The 18,129-nt window shown below is 59.2% G+C and carries 17 protein-coding genes; 11 read left to right on the forward strand and 6 right to left on the reverse strand.

Translation table 11 applies throughout. The features are described from left to right. The first annotated feature begins 54 nt into the window (after positions 1 to 54). The 8 genes from FEU76_RS16355 (at position 55) to FEU76_RS16390 (ending at position 7,522) form a co-directional block, all read left to right on the forward strand. Positions 55 to 1,500: a sodium/glutamate symporter gene (locus FEU76_RS16355; RefSeq protein ID WP_144984372.1), complete on the forward strand. Its 1,446-nt coding sequence runs from the start codon at positions 55 to 57 to the stop codon at positions 1,498 to 1,500. A gap of 895 nt (positions 1,501 to 2,395) precedes the next feature. Then, positions 2,396 to 2,527: an entericidin A/B family lipoprotein gene (locus tag FEU76_RS16360; protein WP_016915839.1), complete on the forward strand. Its 132-nt coding sequence runs from the start codon at positions 2,396 to 2,398 to the stop codon at positions 2,525 to 2,527. A 7-nt stretch (positions 2,528 to 2,534) separates the two neighbouring features. Further along, positions 2,535 to 3,047: a YqiA/YcfP family alpha/beta fold hydrolase gene (locus FEU76_RS16365; RefSeq protein ID WP_096923352.1), complete on the forward strand. Its 513-nt coding sequence runs from the start codon at positions 2,535 to 2,537 to the stop codon at positions 3,045 to 3,047. A gap of 106 nt (positions 3,048 to 3,153) precedes the next feature. Beyond that, on the forward strand, positions 3,154 to 3,330 hold the full coding sequence (locus tag FEU76_RS16370) for a DUF6435 family protein (protein ID WP_144984375.1): 177 nt from the start codon (positions 3,154 to 3,156) through the stop codon (positions 3,328 to 3,330). A gap of 3 nt (positions 3,331 to 3,333) precedes the next feature. Then, positions 3,334 to 4,251 carry a ChaN family lipoprotein gene (locus FEU76_RS16375; protein WP_260851414.1) on the forward strand — a complete coding sequence of 306 codons (918 nt, stop codon included), beginning with the start codon at positions 3,334 to 3,336 and terminating at the stop codon, positions 4,249 to 4,251. Positions 4,252 to 4,577: 326 nt separating this feature from the next. Then, complete coding sequence (locus tag FEU76_RS16380) at positions 4,578 to 4,994, forward strand: hypothetical protein (RefSeq protein WP_229800761.1); 417 nt, start codon at positions 4,578 to 4,580, stop codon at positions 4,992 to 4,994. A gap of 1 nt (position 4,995) precedes the next feature. Then, positions 4,996 to 6,507, forward strand: a complete 1,512-nt coding sequence (locus FEU76_RS16385) for a tripartite tricarboxylate transporter permease (protein WP_039183260.1) — start codon at positions 4,996 to 4,998, stop codon at positions 6,505 to 6,507. Positions 6,508 to 6,553: 46 nt separating this feature from the next. Continuing rightward, on the forward strand, positions 6,554 to 7,522 hold the full coding sequence (locus tag FEU76_RS16390; RefSeq protein WP_039183263.1) for a tripartite tricarboxylate transporter substrate binding protein: 969 nt from the start codon (positions 6,554 to 6,556) through the stop codon (positions 7,520 to 7,522). 109 nt (positions 7,523 to 7,631) lie between these two features. Here FEU76_RS16390 and ntrC read toward each other — a convergent pair whose 3' ends face one another. The 4 genes from ntrC to glnA form a co-directional block, all read right to left on the reverse strand. Continuing rightward, positions 7,632 to 9,059: a nitrogen regulation protein NR(I) gene (gene ntrC / locus FEU76_RS16395; protein WP_016915831.1), complete on the reverse strand. Its 1,428-nt coding sequence runs from the start codon at positions 9,057 to 9,059 to the stop codon at positions 7,632 to 7,634. Further along, entirely contained in the window at positions 9,052 to 10,113 is a 1,062-nt protein-coding gene (glnL, locus tag FEU76_RS16400) for a nitrogen regulation protein NR(II) (protein ID WP_039183267.1), read from the reverse strand. The genes ntrC and glnL overlap by 8 nt, the downstream gene beginning before the upstream one ends. Positions 10,114 to 10,299: 186 nt before the next feature. Further along, entirely contained in the window at positions 10,300 to 10,782 is a 483-nt protein-coding gene (locus tag FEU76_RS16405) for a DUF4124 domain-containing protein (RefSeq protein WP_096921621.1), read from the reverse strand. Positions 10,783 to 10,934: 152 nt separating this feature from the next. Next, entirely contained in the window at positions 10,935 to 12,341 is a 1,407-nt protein-coding gene (gene glnA, locus FEU76_RS16410; RefSeq protein ID WP_039183269.1) for a glutamate--ammonia ligase, read from the reverse strand. Positions 12,342 to 12,928: 587 nt separating this feature from the next. Here glnA and FEU76_RS16415 point away from each other — a divergent pair. Beyond that, positions 12,929 to 13,546: a hypothetical protein gene (locus tag FEU76_RS16415; protein WP_039183272.1), complete on the forward strand. Its 618-nt coding sequence runs from the start codon at positions 12,929 to 12,931 to the stop codon at positions 13,544 to 13,546. 92 nt (positions 13,547 to 13,638) lie between these two features. On the opposite strand, the gene FEU76_RS16420 is transcribed toward FEU76_RS16415, so the two are convergent. After that, entirely contained in the window at positions 13,639 to 14,664 is a 1,026-nt protein-coding gene (locus tag FEU76_RS16420; RefSeq protein ID WP_144984378.1) for an acyltransferase family protein, read from the reverse strand. A gap of 124 nt (positions 14,665 to 14,788) precedes the next feature. Between FEU76_RS16420 and FEU76_RS16425 the strand changes: the two genes are divergently transcribed. Further along, positions 14,789 to 15,730 carry an alpha/beta hydrolase gene (locus FEU76_RS16425; protein ID WP_422822517.1) on the forward strand — a complete coding sequence of 314 codons (942 nt, stop codon included), beginning with the start codon at positions 14,789 to 14,791 and terminating at the stop codon, positions 15,728 to 15,730. Here FEU76_RS16425 and FEU76_RS16430 read toward each other — a convergent pair. Then, on the reverse strand, positions 15,700 to 17,322 hold the full coding sequence (locus tag FEU76_RS16430) for a sensor domain-containing diguanylate cyclase (protein ID WP_144984387.1): 1,623 nt from the start codon (positions 17,320 to 17,322) through the stop codon (positions 15,700 to 15,702). The two genes, FEU76_RS16425 and FEU76_RS16430, sit on opposite strands and share 31 nt — an antisense overlap. Before the next feature lie 140 nt (positions 17,323 to 17,462). On the opposite strand from FEU76_RS16430, the gene FEU76_RS16435 reads away from it, so the two are divergent. Continuing rightward, positions 17,463 to 17,780, forward strand: a complete 318-nt coding sequence (locus FEU76_RS16435) for a hypothetical protein (RefSeq protein ID WP_039183279.1) — start codon at positions 17,463 to 17,465, stop codon at positions 17,778 to 17,780. Positions 17,781 to 18,129: the final 349 nt, after the last annotated feature.

Raw genomic sequence — 18,129 nt, forward strand, 5'->3', positions numbered from 1 at the left:
GATTGGCACTACGTTTATCTCATTACCCTTTTCGGATCATCAAGGAGCGATGAGATGACCATGACCGTAGGTGAACTGTTTATCGCGCTGGTGCTCATTGCGCTGGTGCTGCTGGTCAGCAATGCGCTGCGCCTTTGGCTACCCTGGCTGCGCCGCCTGTTTCTTCCCAGTTCGGTGATTGGCGGGCTGCTCCTGCTGCTGCTTGGCCCCGATGTCATCGGGCGCTTCATGCCCACACTGTTCGAAGAAAGCCCCGGGCTGTTCCCCGCTTACGTCCAGGAGAGCTGGTCGGCGCTGCCTGGGCTGCTGATCAACGTCGTCTTTGCTGCTCTGTTCATCGGCAAGGCCATCCCTGGGATTCGCACCATCTGGTTACGTGCAGGGCCGCAGGTCGTGGTGGGCCAGACCATGGCGTGGGGCCAGTATGTGGTAGGTCTCAGCCTTGCATTGCTGGTACTGGTTCCCATGTTCAACATGAACCCCATGGTGGGGGCACTGATTGAAATCGGTTTCGAAGGCGGGCACGGCACCGCCGCAGGCATGGCCGACACCTTCGCCGACCTCGGCTTTGAGGAAGGCGCCGACCTGGCGCTGGGCCTGGCCACCGTCGGCATCGTTTCGGGGGTGTTGATCGGCACGGTGATGATCAACATCGCGGCACGCAGAGGCGTGGTCAAACCCACCCGTGAAGAAGACCAGCCGGATGAAAGCCTGCGTGAAGACGAACGCCCCTCTACAGAAGAGTTCAGCGAATTCAAGAAGGATCTGGCACAAGAAGCAGGCACCACCGACCCATTGAGCCTGCATATCGGGCTGGTGGGCATCGCCATCGTGATTGGCTGGCTGCTGCTGACAGGCCTGCAGTGGGTAGAGCAGATGACCTGGGCACGCGACGGCGGGCTGGAAATACTCGCCCACGTGCCGCTGTTTCCCATTGCCATGATTGGCGGGGTGATCGTACAGCTATGTGTCATGCGCTTTGGGCTGGAACGGCACGTATCCACCCGCACCATGTCACGTATTGCGGGCACCGCGCTGGATTTCACCATCGTGGCCGCCCTCGCGACGCTTTCGCTGACCACGCTGGGTGATTACTTCATCCCGTTCCTGCTGCTGGCACTGGCCGGGATTGCCTGGGGCTTGTTCGTGCTGATCGTGATCGCCCCTCGCGTGATCCCCGAGAACTGGTTCGAACGCGGTATTGGTGACTTCGGCCAATCCATGGGGGTGACCGTCACCGGACTGTTGCTGATGCGCATGGCAGACCCCAAGAACAAGTCCGGCGCACTGGAGAGTTTTGGCTACAAACAGCTGATGTTCGAACCCGTGGTGGGGGGCGGCCTGTTCACCGCCGCCGCGTTACCGCTGATTGCCCAGTTTGGCGCACCCGCCGTGCTGGGATTGACTGCCATACTGACCGTCGGCTGGCTGGCATTCGGGTTGCTCTACTTTGGCAGGATGGTGCCCGACCGTGGCAAGGGACGATGGCAAGGCAAGTAAACGTCGGATAGCAAAACGCCCGCAATAGCGGGCGTTTTGCATTGGGACGGATGTCTTGCAAGGGAGGACTTACATATCAGGTGGCATGTCGTCACGCTCTTCCAGGCCCCCTGAAAATGACGTCTTGAACGCCATATACAGGCCTACCCCCGAAAACCCCAAGAAGAGCACGAACATGCATAACATCAATACCATCGCCATAACGCGTGTCCCTGTCAGTGTGCGGCCGTTGCGTTGACGTCTTCTCACCGCTGAAATTTGGTCTACACGACAGGATAGACCAAAACACTGCGCCCATCTGTACCATTACTGTACAGATGAAGGGATGGATTTGTAAAAGTATCTAAAATCAGTTACTTGAGACAAAAAAAATAACACAAAAAAACCATCCCACAAATGCGAGATGGCTGTTTTGCATCGCTGCCGATCCTTGGCCTTGATGGCCAGCACATCCAAGTGCTGGCAAGAGTGAGCAGGCTCGATGTCCCTACACGTCCCTGGTGCTTTCTGGGCGTCCTGCCCTCCTTGACTGCCTGTTAGCCTGCCCACACTGTCGATAAAGAAAGGGGTCACTCCCTGTGAACCCGAGGCAGTTCATGCTACTGACCATGATAATGCATCAGCCAGGCCAAAACTTTTAAAAAATAGAAAAATAAATAAAAAACAAATACATATGAAAATAAACAAACCACCCTGCTATGCCAATCCAGCCCACCCACGACTCGAAACCTGTATAAAACTGGCACATGAGACAAATGCGTATAGCGCATTTTTAGCCTGCCAACGCCGTTTGTGTCACACAGTCAGCACGACCAGTGGCGAGCCCTCTCGTTAACGCTTATGTTATACATCGAATGCCCCACTCTCGGGGATGGGCCCCACTGAGGACACGCTCATGAAACGCTCCATGCTGCTTGGCATACTCTTGATGTCGACCCTGCTGGTCATCAGCGGATGTAATACGGTTCGTGGCATGGGTCAAGATATCGAGCGGGGTGGCGCCGCCATTCAGCGCTCGGCGGAATAACCCCATGATGATGACGGTCTTTCTTTCCCACGGCTTGGAGAGCGGCCCAGGCGCCCTGAAGATACAGGCGCTGAAAGGCGTCGCGGAACACGTGGATGACTGCGAGCCCGTGGTCATGGATTATCGCGGCATGAGCGAGCCGGCGGCCCGCTTGAGCCACCTGCGTGAGACGCTGAATGCCCGAGGCGACGACCCATCTCGATGCATTCTGGCAGGGTCTAGCCTGGGCGGCTGGATCAGTGCGGCACTGAGTGCCGAGACGCCCATGCTGGGCTGCTTCCTGTTGGCTCCCGCGCTCGGCATGCCCCGCTACCCGGAAACCTCCCCTTTCATTCAGGCCCGACACACCCATGTGATCCATGGCTGGCAGGACGACGTGGTGCTGCCAGGCCCGGTCATCGAGCACGCCCAGCGCCAGCGGCTCTCGCTGCGCATGGTGGATGACGACCATCGGCTGCACCAAAGCCTGGATGTCATCTTGGCGGATTTCACGCGGTTTCTGGCCACGTGTGCAGCGTGATGCGTCCTCTCCTATTGTTCTGCTTGTTAAATGCTTTGCTTGTCAAAACCTCGACATGAGCCCTCAAAACCTATACAAATAATATACACACGATAGGAGGCAGCTCATGTTCGGACTCTTCAAGCGCGACCCCAAGAAGAAACTTCAACAGGCCTACGAACGCAAGCTCACCGAGGCCATGCAGGCGTCGCGCAACGGCGACATGCGTGCCAATGCCACCCTGACCGCCGAAGCCGAAGCGCTTTTGGAGGAGATCAACCGTTTGAAGGCAGAAGGCCACTAACCCGTGGGTCGTTTGCCAAAGGGTGTGAGCTGCCTGATGCTGGCCTTGGGCATGGCGGCACAGGCACAGGCACAGGCACAGGCACAGGCACAGGCAACAGAAGCGTGCCAGCTTCAGGGTCGCTGGTGGCAATCGGATCAGCCCGCGACGCCCAATGAGATACTCGGTTTGGCAGCGCAGCGGTCAGTCGTGCTGCTCGGGGAACGGCACGACGCCATGGAACACCACCGCTGGCAATTGCACACCCTGGCAGGCCTGTACGCCCATGAGAGCGACATGGCGATTGGCCTGGAGATGCTGCCCAGAGAAGCGCAGCCGGTACTGGAGCGCTGGGTGGCGGGAGAGCTATCCGAAGAGGAGTTTCTGGAGCAGAGCGACTGGCAGGAAGCCTGGGGGTTCGATCCTGAGCTTTACTGGCCCATCCTTCACTTTGCACGCTTGAACCGCATTCCACTGAAGGCGCTCAACATTACTCCTGCCTTACGCCAGCGGCTGACCAGCGAAGAGATCGGCCACATTCCACCAGAGCAGCGTTACGGTATACCCGCCCCGCGACCTGCCAATGACGCCTACCAGACTTACCTGGAGGAGGTCTTCGACCAGCATGCCATGGGGCAAGACAACCCCGACATGCTGGAACGCTTCATTCGAGCGCAGCTCAGTTGGGACATTGCCATGGCGCAGGGGCTGGCAGACGCTACCCAAGAGAGCACCCTGGCCGTGGGCCTGATGGGCCTTGGGCATGTCGTGCATGGCCATGGCGTAGCGCACCAATTGGAAGGACTGGGCATTCAAGATACGTTCAGTCTCTTGCCCTGGGAGCTGGAGGAGTGCGCGCTTCCCGACCCCACCTTGAGCGATGCGATCTTCATTGTGCCCACCCCGTTGACCACATCATCACCGGCAGCTAACGGCCCGTGACTCAACACACATCAAACTCATAACGTTTATTAGCTAACTAATAGCATTTAAACTTGTTGCCGCTGCCATGACCCTTTATATCTCGATTCACGATCACGCAGCGCTTCGATATCATGCTGCACGCTTATTCTCTCCGCTTGCTCTCCCCGCTTACCATTCCATTCCTTACTCATAAAAGCGTTGACTGTCCCGTTTAATCAGACCTGTATTACCAATTGATTACAATGACGGCCGCTCATACGGTAGAACGCCTCTTCATCTGCCGATACCACCCCATGACACCTGACTCTCAATTACAGCGAAGAAACGTGTGGTCTGGACTCGGAGTGACCCTGGTTGCCTGCTGGCTGCTGGTCTGGTTGATTCCACGCTACGGTGGCTCGGGCATGGCGTTTGGCATGCATCCACAGCGTTTGGCGACGCTGGGCGCCTGGGTCATGCTGCTGTGTGCCGCCACGCTCATGGTCATCAGTCTTATTCGTTTGAAGCAACAACACGCCCCTCTCTTCAACCGTTTATCACTTATTGACTTGTGGCATCAAGTTTGGCCTTTCTTATATGTATTACTTTTTATCATATTGGCCAACTTTATTCCTTTAACGTGGCTTGCGCCTTTTATCATCGGCTTTCTCGTTGCACTATTGGGTGAACGGCGCTGGTATGTCATTGCACTTTCCGCCGCGATTCCTACGGCTGCGCTTTATTTACTGACCGTGCAACTCATGCGCATAGGAATTGTTTAACATGCCAGAACTCAGTGCCATTACCAGTGCCTTTGGCGATGCCTTAACACTGCACTCCATCAGTGTCATTCTAGGGGGCGTTTTACTGGGCTATATCGTGGGCGTCATTCCTGGCTTGAACCGTTCGGTCGCCATTGCCATTGCCATACCGCTCACTTTCTACATGTCGGCCTATGCCGCCATCGCCTTTTTGATTGGCCTTTCAAAGGGCACGGCGGCGGGCAGCGCCGTCTCTGCCATTTTGCTCAACACCCCAGGCGAGCCCTCTTCTGCAGCCACCTGCCTGGATGGCTACCCCATGGCCAGCAATGGCCAGCCGCGCAAGGCGCTCAAGGTAGGGCTCTTGGCATCGGTGGTCGGCGACCTGCTTTCGACACTGCTGCTGATCGTCGTGGTCATTCCCTTTGCCTCGATTGCTCTCAAGTTTGGCCCTTATGAACTGGCTGCCATTCTCATTTTTGCACTGGTCTTCATTGCCGGGATGGCCGGAGGCTCTTTTTTAAAGGGCATGGCCGCCGGAGGCATGGGCGTTATTTTAGGAACCGTCGGGTTAGACCCGGAAACCGGCGCCATGCGCTTTACGTTTGGCTACGCGGAGCTGATGGAAGGCGTGCCCATTCTCCCTTTGGTCATCGGAACTCTGGCCCTCTCCGAAATGTTCGTACAACTGGAAGCTTATCGGCGTAATAAAGGCGCCAGCTCCGTCAAGCTTGGCCATAACCCCGAAGACGACCTCTCCTTTAAAGAGTTTAAAAGCACCTTGCCGACCATCTTTAAAAGCACCGGCGTCGGGGCTTTCGTGGGCGCGCTGCCGGGCCTGGGGCCATCGGTAGGCTCGTTCATGGCGTACGGGCTCGCCAAACGCGGCGCCAAAGACCCGGATAGCTTCGGCAAGGGCAACCCCAATGGCATTGCCGCCGCCGAGGCCGCCGACAACGCCGTCATTCCCGCCAGCTACATTCCGCTGTTCGGGCTGGGTATTCCCGGCAGCGTGTCGGCAGCGCTGCTGGTGGGTGCTTTCATGATCCACGGTATTCAGGTCGGCCCGCTGATGCTGCGCGACCATCCCCAGATGCTGTTCACCATCTTTGCCGGCATGGTGGTCGCTAGCCTGATCATGCTGGCCGTAGGCTGGTACGGGCTGCGTATCTTTGCCCGCGTCACGGATGTGCCGCAGAACATCGTCATCCCCGTGGTGATCTTTCTCTGCCTGGCTGGCATTCAAGTGCAGGGCTACGGCACGTTTGGCCTGCTGACCGTGTTTGGCTTCGCGATCTTCGGCTATTTCCTGAAGAAGCATGACTACTCCTTCGTGACCTTTCTGGTCGCTTTCATCGTCACACCCATGCTGGAGATGAACCTGCGCCAGTCGGTCATTCTTTCCGGGGGCGACATCGGCATTCTCATGCAGCGCCCCATTGCACTGACGTTTGTGGTCGCCACTGGCCTGCTGGTACTGCACCTGCTGTGGAGCAGCTATCGCCAGTACCGGCAGCGTCGGCAACACGGCTAAACCGAGCAACCTTCACTACCAAGAAAAAACCATCGAGGAAACCACCATGAAAAAGCATCTTCTGACCACCGCCATCGTTTCGGCAGCGCTGACCCTGGCCGCTGGCACCGCCCAGGCCAATGACTTCCCCAGCAAGCCGCTGACCATGGTCGTCGGCTTTGGCGCAGGCGGCAGCACCGATATTCAAGCGCGTGTACTGGCCAACGTACTGGAAGAAGAGCTGGGCCAGCCGGTGAACGTGGTCAACCAGCCGGGTGCTGGCGGTGGCGTGGCCTTGACTCGCCTGGCCAACAATAACGACGAAGGCTACACCTTTGCCTTTGGCACCTCCATGACCATCACCTACGGCCCGTTGGCTACGGAAACCGCCTACCAGCTGGACGACTTCCGCTACGTGGCGGGCGTGACGCTGGGCCAGTCGGCCATCGTGACCGGCGAGAACCGCCCCTTTGGTGACAGCTGGGAGTCGCTGGTGGAGTATGCCCGCGAAAACCCCGGCACCAGCTATGCCACGCAGACCGCCCTGGACCGCATGATCATCGAGTACATTGCCCAGCAGGAAGGTCTTGACCTGCGCATCGTGCCCACAGCGGGCGGCGCTGGCATGGCACCGCTGATTCTTTCTGGCGACGTCGACTTCGCCTACAGCGGTGGCACCCACTCCGGCTACGCAGAAACGGGTGAAATGCCAGTACTGCTGAGCCTGGCAGAAGACCGTCTGGTAGCCTTCCCGGATGCGCCCAGCCTGCAGGAAGCCGGTTATGACATCAACCCGGCTGAAATTCGCGTGGTCATGGTGCCCAACAACACTCCGGATGCCCACGTAGAGCGCCTGGCAGAAGCACTGGAAGCCGCTACCCAGGATGAGCGCTTCATCGAGATCACCGAAGAGCGCATTCTGATGCCGGTGGTGTACCTGTCGGAAGAAGACGTCACCCAGACCCTCACCGAGCAGACCGAAAGCTACAAGGCGCTGATCGAAGAGCTGGGCGGCGTACCGGGCGCAGACGACTAAGCTGCCCCGCATGCCGTGAACAGGATGGCATGAAAAAGCCCGCTGACCGTGTCAGCGGGCTTTTTAGTGGTTCCGAGCCGGGATCGCCGAGCCTACGGCGATCAACAGCCTACTCGTCGGCAAGCGCGGGCAGCAGCGTCTTGAGCTTGCGCGTCAAGGTATTGCGCCCCCAGCCCAGCAGCTCGGCCGCTTCCCCCTTGCGCCCCCCGGTGTGCTTCAGGGCGGTTTCGATCAGGATGCGCTCGAAGTCCGGCACCGCTTCTTCCAGCAGGTGCGTATGCCCTTCGGCCAGGGCGTGGTCAGCCCAATCCCGGAAGGCCGAACGCCAATCACCGTAAGCGCCCCCTTCCGGCGCGCTGACCGAGCGCAGCTCAGGTGGCAGGTCCTCGATCAGGATCTCCCTGCCAGACGCCATCACGGTGAGCCAACGGCAGATATTTTCCAGCTGGCGAACGTTACCCGGCCACGGCAACCGAGTCAGGTGGGCCTCTGCCTCGGTGGTCAGCACCTTGATATCGGTGGATAGCTCCTTGGCCGCCTCCGCCAGGAAATGGCGGGTCAAGCGGGGGATGTCTTCACGGCGCTCGGCCAGGCGCGGCAGGTGCACCCGAATCACGTTCAGGCGGTGGAACAGATCCTCACGAAAACGCCCTTCATCCACCAGGGATTCCAGATTCTGGTGGGTGGCAGCAATGATCCGCACATCCACCTTGACCGGCGTATGGCCGCCGACCCGGTAAAACTCGCCATCGGCCAACACCCGCAGCAGGCGCGTTTGCGTCTCGGCGGGCATGTCGCCGATTTCATCCAGAAACAGCGTACCGCCGTTGGCCTGCTCGAAACGCCCCTGGCGCTGCTGGGCGGCGCCGGTAAACGCGCCTTTCTCATGGCCAAACAGTTCCGATTCGATCAGATCACGGGGAATCGCCGCCATATTGAGGGCAATGAACGGCTTGCCGGAGCGCGGGCTGTGCTGATGCAGCGCCTGGGCCACCCGCTCTTTACCGGTGCCCGACTCCCCATTGATCAAGACCGTGATATGAGAGTGCGACAAGCGCCCGATGGCGCGAAACACCTCCTGCATGGCAGGCGCTTCGCCGATGATCTCGGCGCTCAGCCCTTCCGGCACGCTGACCGGCCGCTGCCGCTCGCGGGCATGGGCCACCGCGCGCCGCACCAGCGCCAGCGCTTCGTCGACATCAAAGGGCTTGGGCAGGTACTCGAAAGCCCCCCCTTGGTAAGAAGCCACCGCGCTATCCAGATCCGAGTGGGCGGTCATGACAATGACGGGCAGGTCGGGATGGGCGGCACGCACGCGGGACATCAGGTCGAGGCCGTCGATTCCCGGCATGCGAATATCGGTGACCAGCACGTCCGGCGGGTTTTCCAGCAGCCGAGCCAGCGCCGTATCCGCCCGCTCGATACACTCTACATCCAGGTCGGGTTGCGCCAGCGCGCGCTCCAGCACCCAGCGGATAGCGCGGTCATCATCGACGATAACCACCCGTGCAACATCGGTACGTGTCGCCTCAGTCATGACGCATCTCCGGTAAATTAATAACCAATGGAATCAGTAAACGAAATTCGGTGTGTCCGGGTCGGGAATCGCATTCGATCAATCCTTGATGTTGGTGCAAAATTGACTGAGCAATCGACAGTCCCAGGCCGCTGCCTTCCGCGCGACCTGACACCATGGGGTAGAAGAGCGTTTCGCGAAGCGCATCGGGAATGCCGGGGCCGTTATCGATGACACCCACCTCACTGACCAGCCGATGACGCTCGGCCCCCAGAGTGAACTGGCGGCGGGCACGGGTGCGCAGGGTCAGCGTGGGGGACGGCGTGTCGGCTTCGCTCATGGCCTGTACCGCGTTGCGGGCCACGTTCAAGACCGCCTGAATCATCTGCGACTCGTCGCCAGAGAGGTCGGGCAAGCTGGGGTCGTAATCGCGATGAACGGTGACCTGCGGGTGCTCGGCCAGCAATAGCGCACGCACGCGTTCCAGCACTTTGTGAATGTTCACCGGCTCATGCTTGATGATGCGATTGGGGCCCAGCATGGAGTCCACCAGATCGCGTAGACGATCCACTTCCTCGACGATGATGTGGGTAAACTCCCGCAAGGCCGGGTCGTCCAGGTCGCGCTCCAGCAGCTGCGCCGCACCGCGGATACCGCCCAAGGGGTTTTTCACCTCATGGGCCAGCCCGCGGGCCAGTACCTTGATGGTTTCCTGGCGGGTGGTCAGCGCTTCTTCTCGGGAAATCTGCATCAGCCGGTCGCGGGGCTCCACCTCCAGCAGCAGCTCTTCGGCAGACAGCGGCGTCACGGTGTAATCCACCGTCAAGGGTTCACTGTTGAGCGGCGTAATACGCGCTTCGCGTTGGGTGTAAGGGTGAAACGCATCGCGTGCCTTGGCCAGCACGTCATCGATACTCTCATCGCCGCCCAGCAAGGTATCCAGACTGATGCCTTGTACGCGGCTGAAGCTCACCGCCAACAGCGCCTCGGCGGCCGGATTCATCCAGCGAACCCGAAGTTCGCCGTCCAGCAGCAGTACCGCCGTGGTGAGGTGTTCCAATAAGCGCTGATACATGGCGTGTCCTGAAGCGTCGCTAACCGTTGCGTTAGAGATTTAGCTGAGGAAGTGCAAAAAGCGCGCCAAGTTACCCAAAACGACGCCATGCACGGCTTGGGGGCAGCCTGCCGGTGCCGCTCGGGCATTTATAGCGCACGGGCAGGGAGATTTAGCCAGCCTGATGCACCATTATAGTGCATTGCATTAATCGGCGATAAAAATCGTCACCTGATCGGTGCGATGTTGAATACGCCCCTGACTGTCCAGCAGCTCTGCCTGCAAACGATGCTGCCCTGGGGGCAGGCCTGCCAGCCAAAAAGCATCGCTGTGCAGAGGAGATTGGCTAAGCTCGCCGTTGACGAGCAGCTGGATCTGGTGGTCCTCGCGCAGCGCAGGGGAAACGCTGACCTCCACGGGCGTCATGCCACCGCGCAGCGACGCCCCTGGCGCGGGGGCAACGATGACGAACCGGTCATAAGGCATGAACGGCTGGCCCGGACGCCCCAAAGGCCGTGCCGCCGAAGGCGCGGCTGGGCGGGTGGCGGCAGGCAAGCTGGGCAAGGGCGCCAGCCGCAGCACTTCGCCTCCGCGCTCGGGGTTATCGGTAAACGTGACGTTGCCCTGGGCATCGACGATGCGGTACACCGTTTGCGCCTGGGCAGCGCTTACCCACAGGCAGGCAGCCACGAAAACCCCTGTGGATAATATGGCTGACCATGCAACACGCCGCTTGCTCACCACGCTGTCTCCTCACCTATGCTGCCCATAAAAAAACCCCGCCGAAGCGGGGTTTTGGCTCGTCACACCGCAAGGGTGATCTTAGCAGTCATGCCATCAGCTTAGCAGCTGTAGTACATGTCGAACTCGATCGGGTGAGTCGTCATGCGGATACGCTCAACGTCTTCCATCTTCAGTTCGATGTAGGCGTCGATCATATCGTCGGTGAACACGCCACCTTCGGTCAGGAACGCACGGTCAGCATCGAGTGCTTCCAGTGCTTGATCCAGGCTGTTGGCCACTGTCGGTACGGACTTGCCTTCTTCTGGCGGCAGGTCGTACAGGTTCTTGTCCATGGCATCGCCAGGGTGGATCTTGTTCTTGATACCGTCGATACCCGCCATTAACATCGCTGCGAACGCCAGGTAGGGGTTGGCAGTCGGGTCAGGGAAGCGAGTCTCTACACGCTTGCCTTTCGGGCTGGCAGTGTAAGGAATACGGATAGACGCAGAGCGGTTACGAGCACTGTAGGCCAGCATGACCGGCGCTTCGAAGCCCGGTACCAGACGCTTGTACGAGTTGGTAGAAGCGTTGGTGAAGGCGTTCAGAGCACGGGCGTGCTTGATGATACCGCCGATGTAGTACAGCGCCATTTCAGACAGGCCAGCGTACTCATCGCCCGCGAACTGGTTCTGACCATCTTTCCAGAACGACTGGTGTACGTGCATACCAGAACCGTTGTCGCCTACCAGCGGCTTCGGCATGAAGGTAGCGGTCTTGCCGTAAGCGTGCGCCACGTTGTGGATCACGTACTTCATTTCCTGAACTTCGTCGGCCTTCTTCACCAGCGTGTTGAACTTCACGCCGATTTCGTTCTGACCGGCGTTGGCCACTTCGTGGTGGTGTACTTCGACAGTCTGGCCAATCGCTTCCAGGGTGTTACACATGGCACCACGGATATCGTGGAAGCTGTCGACCGGCGGAACCGGGAAGTAGCCACCCTTGAGGCGCGGACGGTGACCCAGGTTGCCAGTCTCGACCTTGCTGTCGGTGGCCCAGGCGCCTTCGTCGGAAGTGATCTTGTACATGGATCCTTGAATGTCGGACTTCCAGTGCACTTCGTCGAAGATGAAGAATTCGGGCTCGGGGCCGAAGAACGCAGTGTCACCCAGGCCAGTGGACTCGAGGTAAGCCTCGGCGCGCTTGGCGATGGAACGCGGGTCACGGTCATAGCCCTGCATGGTGGCAGGCTCGATGATGTCGCAACGCAGGATCAGGGTAGCGTCTTCGGTGAAGGGGTCCAGGAAGCCGGTGCCGTCTTCCGGACGCAGGATCATGTCAGACTCGTTGATGCCTTTCCAGCCATTGATGGAAGAACCATCGAACATCTGGCCGTTTTCAAAAAACTCTTCGTTCACGTCACGCGCAGGCACGGTCACGTGCTGCTCTTTACCGCGTGTGTCGGTGAAACGCAGGTCTACCCACTTAACGTCATGTTCTTCGATTAGCGCAAGAGTCTTGGCTGACATAGTGTCCTCCGGTATGAGCGTGGCTTAGAGCTTGAAACAATAAGCTATCGATAAAAGTGTTATTCAACAAATCGTCTACATGCCTTGGCACGTGGCGCGTTTGTCTTTTTTGTTCGCTTTACGTTTGCTTGACCATGGATAACAAATCGCCCAGCGATCATTTCAGACCGGCTATCGTTGTAGCACGCCAAGCGGCTTCTGCCTATGGCCTGCTAGCGACTGACAAACGGCCCATGAAACTGTTCATGAAACTGCCTACGAAGCTGTCACGAAATATAAGCACGTAGCATGCCAACTTTGCACCAATATGGCTTTTAAAAAAATAACAGCATGATTCAAAAAGCAAAAATCATTTTCTCCGATGCCTCCTGATGTAGCATTTACCCACTACGCTACTGCATAGAGCACGTCTCAAGCTCAATATGCACCAAAAAAATACAAAAAATTCCCTTATTGCACAAAATCAGTGCATAGCAAGGCAGTCTATTTTTATGCTTTTCTCCACCATTTCTCCTTGCTACGAAAAGAAACCAATGCCTACAATAAATTACAAACGGAAAGTTTTTACTACGAAGGAAGCCGCTTTCATGGGTACGGTTTGCTTTATCGTCGATGCTTCCGTGGCGGGAGCCTGGCTTCCTCGCCACCTGCGCTCCATTCGTCAATCTGGCCTGGCCGAGCATCTCGTGCCCGTGATCGTGACCGCCGCGTTTCTGGATGAGCGCTTCGCGACCCTGGAGCATCGTTTCCACGCCCACTGCCTCGTCACCCCAGAGAAGAAACTGGGCGCTCGCCTGAATCAGGCGGCGTATGTCAGCCAGGCAGAATGGCTGCTGGTGGCCATGCACAAACAGGTACTGCCTGCACAGCTATGGCCCCTGCTGTACCCCGAGCTGGATACGCAAACGCTGGATGCGCTGATCATCAGCGCGATGACGCCTCGGTTGCCAGAACGCCTCTGGCAGCAGCTACGTGGCCCTAACGCCGCATTGCCCCCTTACATGGCCATCAGCCGAACCTGGCTGGAACGCCTGGGAGGCTTCGACCCCGAGCTGGAGGTCACGGCAATGACCGACCTGCTCCAGCGCCTGCATGCCTGCCCCACCCGCCTGAAGACCCTCAGCGGGCAAGCACTGGGGTTGCCGCGAGGCTCGCCACTGAGCGCGTTGAAAGCACGCTTTTCTACCGAAACACCCCCACATTGATCGTCGCCCTCATCCCTTCATCACTCTTCAACGCCTTCCCCAATGCACAAGGCATACTGAACGGCCCCAGCGAGGCTTACCTAACGCCAACCTCATACTTTCAGGCGTTTGCCAAATAGCATGGCGCCCCAGGTGGTGGTGTTCACCGCCTTGTTCAACAGCACCGAGCCCACGCTGGCCACCACGATCAAGAGCAGTGCGTAAAGCACCAGCGGCAGCGTTTCCACGCCGACCAAGGTATCGGTAATGGCAAAAAACATCGGGTGAGCCAGGTAAATACCGAAGGAGTAGGCATTGATATAGCGCACCCAGCCAGGCGCTCGGCGCCCCTTCAAGCGGCGCATGGTCACCAGCACGAACAGCACGAAAAAGGGAATGACCCAGACTTCCTTGGAAGAGAACGCCAGCCAATGAGCAAAGGTGGCCATCACGATCAGCGCCACCCACCCCCATAGCCAACGGGACTGCGACAGCGTTTGCAGCCACACGGGGCGCTCCTGCAGCACGGCACGAGGTGCCAGCGGGTAATAGCGCACCAGTACCAGCGCCAGAAAGAAGAGATACACCCACCCCAGGGGCGCGATCCACAGCAAGTAGCCAGGGGGTTCTACCTGGAACCAGTACGCCAGCCCCCAGTAGGCCATGCTGACTACACACGCCACCCACAGCCAGGGCACCGGATTCACCCGCCACAGCTGCCAGCGGGTAAATGCCCAATACGCCGCATAGAACTGCATGGCGATGATCAAGAAATACCCGTGCCAGCCCGCATAGATGAAGTAGCTGCGCGCATTGGCCAGGAAGCCCACGGCATCGTCGCTGCCCGACAACCGCCACCACTCTGCCGTCGAATAGATGAAGCCATACATCAGGTAAGGCAGCATGACGTACTTGACCCGCTGGAGCAGAAAGCCCGGCGGGACCTGCTTGTCGTAACGCACGGCGAAAACGAATATCGAGATGAACAGGAACACGGGGGTGCCCAACACCAGGGGAATCCGCATGAGGTCGGTGGCCAGGTTATCTAACCGCTGGTTCAAATGGTCCAGCCAATGAAACAAAAAAACGGCAATGCAGCCGTAAGCACGAAGCCAGTAGATTTCCTCGATTTTCTGCATCCAGCCTCCCGGTTTTCCCCCAGCGCACCGCCTAGCCGCTATCCTGTTAACAGCGTCCGAGAGTGAACACCCGCGAGCCGCCTGTTGTCCGACCTTGTAAATGCCCGTAAATTCCGGAGGCCCCGTGATCAGAAGAACTGCCTTGCAACGCATTGCTCTGCTGGCTGGACGCTTGGCCGGACTCTTTGGCTGGCTGGTGTTGAGCAACGTCGCACTGGCAGGCGAGGTGGTGCGCGACCAGTTCTACTCCCCCACGCTGGGCTACGATTACCCTTATACGCTTTATTTACCCGATGGCTATGACAGCCAGGCGACAACACCCTACCCCGTGATCTACCTGCTGCACGGTTCGTTTGGTAACGAGCTGGACTGGGCCACTCGGGGTAACTTGCCACAAGTGGCAGACCGGCTGATACAGGCAGGGCATATTCCCCCCGCCGTGTTCGTGATGCCAGGCAGCCGCAGCTGGTGGGTAGATGGCCATAACGAACCCGCCCGCAGCGCCTTTTTCAACGACCTGATGCCTCACATCGAAGCCCACTACCACGTGGGCACCACTCGTGAGCAGCGAGGAGTGGCCGGGCTTTCGGCAGGCGGCTACGGCGCGCTCAACTTCGCGCTGGAACACCCCGAAATGTTTGCCGCCGCCGCCGCGCTGAGCCCCGCCAGCTACGTGCCCACGCCGCCCAGCAACTCTTCGGCGCACCGCCACCCCACCTTTCTGGATGAACGAGGCCAGTTCGACCAGGCACTGTGGGAGCAGCTCAATTACCCCGCTCACCTGGAACACTATCGCCTTCAGGTCACACCGCGCCCCGCCGCCGAACAGGGCGACACTCCGCCCGTGCCGCTCTACATCAGCGCCGGGCGCAGTGACGTATACGACGCCGAATACCACGCTCGCCAGCTACGCCAGGCCATGGAACGCATTCAGCCAGAGCTGGTGCGGCTAGACCTGTACCCCGGTGGGCACACTTGGCGTGTATGGCGGGCCAGCCTGCCCGCCGCGCTCAACTTCCTGTTCCAGTACGTGGGTCACGAAGCACCTGGCGAAACGGGCGCATAGAGCACCGCCTGGTTACGCCCCTGCGCCTTTGCCTGATACATCGCCTGGTCGGCACAATGGATCAGCGTGGACTCTTCAGCAGCGTGCAGGGGCAACAGCGCCACTCCAATACTGGCCGAGACATGGACTTCCCCCACCGACAGCGTGAACGGCACCGCCAGCGCCTGGCACAGCTGGTCTGCCACCCTCAGGGCCTCTTCGGCACCCACGGGCCCACCCAGCATGGCCACGAACTCATCGCCCCCTATGCGCCCCACATGGTCGCCCCCGCGCAGCCGTTGCCGGAGGCGCTGGGCCACGGCCTGCAGCAACTGGTCGCCGACGCCATGACCAAAACGGTCGTTGATGGGTTTGAAATCATCCAGGTCGATGAACAGCAGCGCCAGCGGTGTATCGCATCGTTTGGACTGGGCGATGGCACTGCTCAAGTGGCTGAAGAACAGCGACCGATTGGGCAAGTCGGTCAAGGTGTCGTGCTGGGCCAGATGCAGCACTTTTTGCTCCATCTCCCGGCGTGGCGTCACATCATGGGAAATCCCCAGAAAGCTCATCACCTGCCCCTGCTCGTCCAGCAGCGGTGCCCCGTTGGTAAAGTGCCAGCGCCACTCGCCGTTGGCGTGCTGCACCCGGTACTCGATCAACCCCTGGGGCGCCCCGGTGCGGTAAACCTTTTCGATATACCGCTGGCAGGCTTCCAGGTCTTCCGGGTGCAGCACGAAGCTCATGTTCTGCCCCAGCACCTCCTCGACCTCATGGCCCAGAATGCGCGGCCAGTTCGGCGACACATAGGTCAGCGTGCCTTCGGCATTCAGCGTGTAGATGATATCGTTGGCCTGCTCGACCAGCTGGCGAAAACGCTGCTCGCTGGAGCGCAGCGCGGCCTCCAGCGCCTTACGCTGGGTAATGTCGTTGGCGTAGCCTGTCCATAGCAGGCTGCCATCGGGCTGGCGGCGAGGACGATCGTGGGCCTCGACCCAAAGCATCTCGCCATCGCGACGAAACATGCGAAACTCACTTCGCCAGGGCGTCAAGGAGCGCGCACTTTGCAGTGACCCTTCAATCACCGTATCGCGGTCACTGGGATGAATGTTGGCCAACAGCGTTTGGGCATCTGCCAGCACCTCTTCCACGGTGGCACCAAACAGCTCCGTGACCCGCTGGCCCACGTAGGTGTAGCGCCACGCCGCCCCCTCCAAGGAGAGATGCAGCTGGTACACGAACCCCGGCAGCTGCGAGAGCAGATCATCCAGCGACTCGCCAAAAGGCAGCATCAATTGGCTCAGTTCGCCATACACTGCTCGCTGGCCCCCATCGCGCACGGGCGAAAGCTGCAGTTGCCACGCCCGCCCCGACTCCCCCCACCGGACATTCAACGCGCATGGCTGCTGCTGTTCGTCACAGCGGCGAATAGTATCCAGCACGCTCGCCCCATCCAATGGAAAACAGCGCCCCAAGGCCGCTTCCGAGCCCATGGCTTGCCAACCGGCCACACGCCGAAAAGCAGCATTGCCCTGAACGCACGCCTGGCCATCGCACATCATCACAAACAGCGGGGTCGCCGACTGCTCGAACAGCGCATGGTATAAGTGCATGGGCGCTCCGCTCCCTGGTTCGTAAACGGTTAAGTTAAGCGGCCCAGCCCACGGTGTCCACGAACATTGGTTGACTTCTACCAACGCAAACTACACTGAAAAGGAACCCTTTTTCTGGACACACGAAAGGAAGCCTTCCTATGCATAAACATATTGAATGGGACGACCCCGGCAGCGCGAGCGTGGTGGAGTACTTCAAGAACGACCCTGACCACACCTCCCCCTACCCCGGCGCTATCCTTTCCGCCCGCTACCAGGGCCGCATCGTACGCGTCAAAGTGGAAGCCTACCGTGACGACGACGCCGTCAGCATCGGCAGCGTCGCCGCCATCCTCGACGAACACGGCCACCGCTTCAAATCACACCAGAAAATCGTCATCGGCGACATCGTGCGCCTACCCGACGACAAACGCGCCATGGAACACTGGGAAGAGGAAGAAGAGGACGAAAAAGAGTAACCACGGCCCCCGCTCGGGCGACATGTTGGGGCGGGGGGTTAAGCATGGGCTACCCATGCGGCAGGCACCTGCATGAACTCACCGCCTCAACACTAGCGCACCGACCGGAACAGGAGCTGCCTGGGCGGCAGAGAACGCGTGGGCGGCGGCCATGTCGGTGACTTCGCGTTTCTGAGCTGCTTGGGCGGCAGCGAACTTCGGCACATACTTGAATAAGGTTGGCGACCTTTTCTGAGCTGCCTGGGCGGCAGCGAACTGTAGTGGTCAAGTGTTTTTGGCCACTGAGTTCTGAGCATTCCAGTAATGCTTTTCTGCCACATTCGGCGGCAGTCCATCGTTGCGTTTATGC

This window comes from Halomonas sp. C22 (assembly GCF_007655045.1).
Classification (GTDB): Bacteria; Pseudomonadota; Gammaproteobacteria; order Pseudomonadales; family Halomonadaceae; genus Vreelandella; species Vreelandella hamiltonii.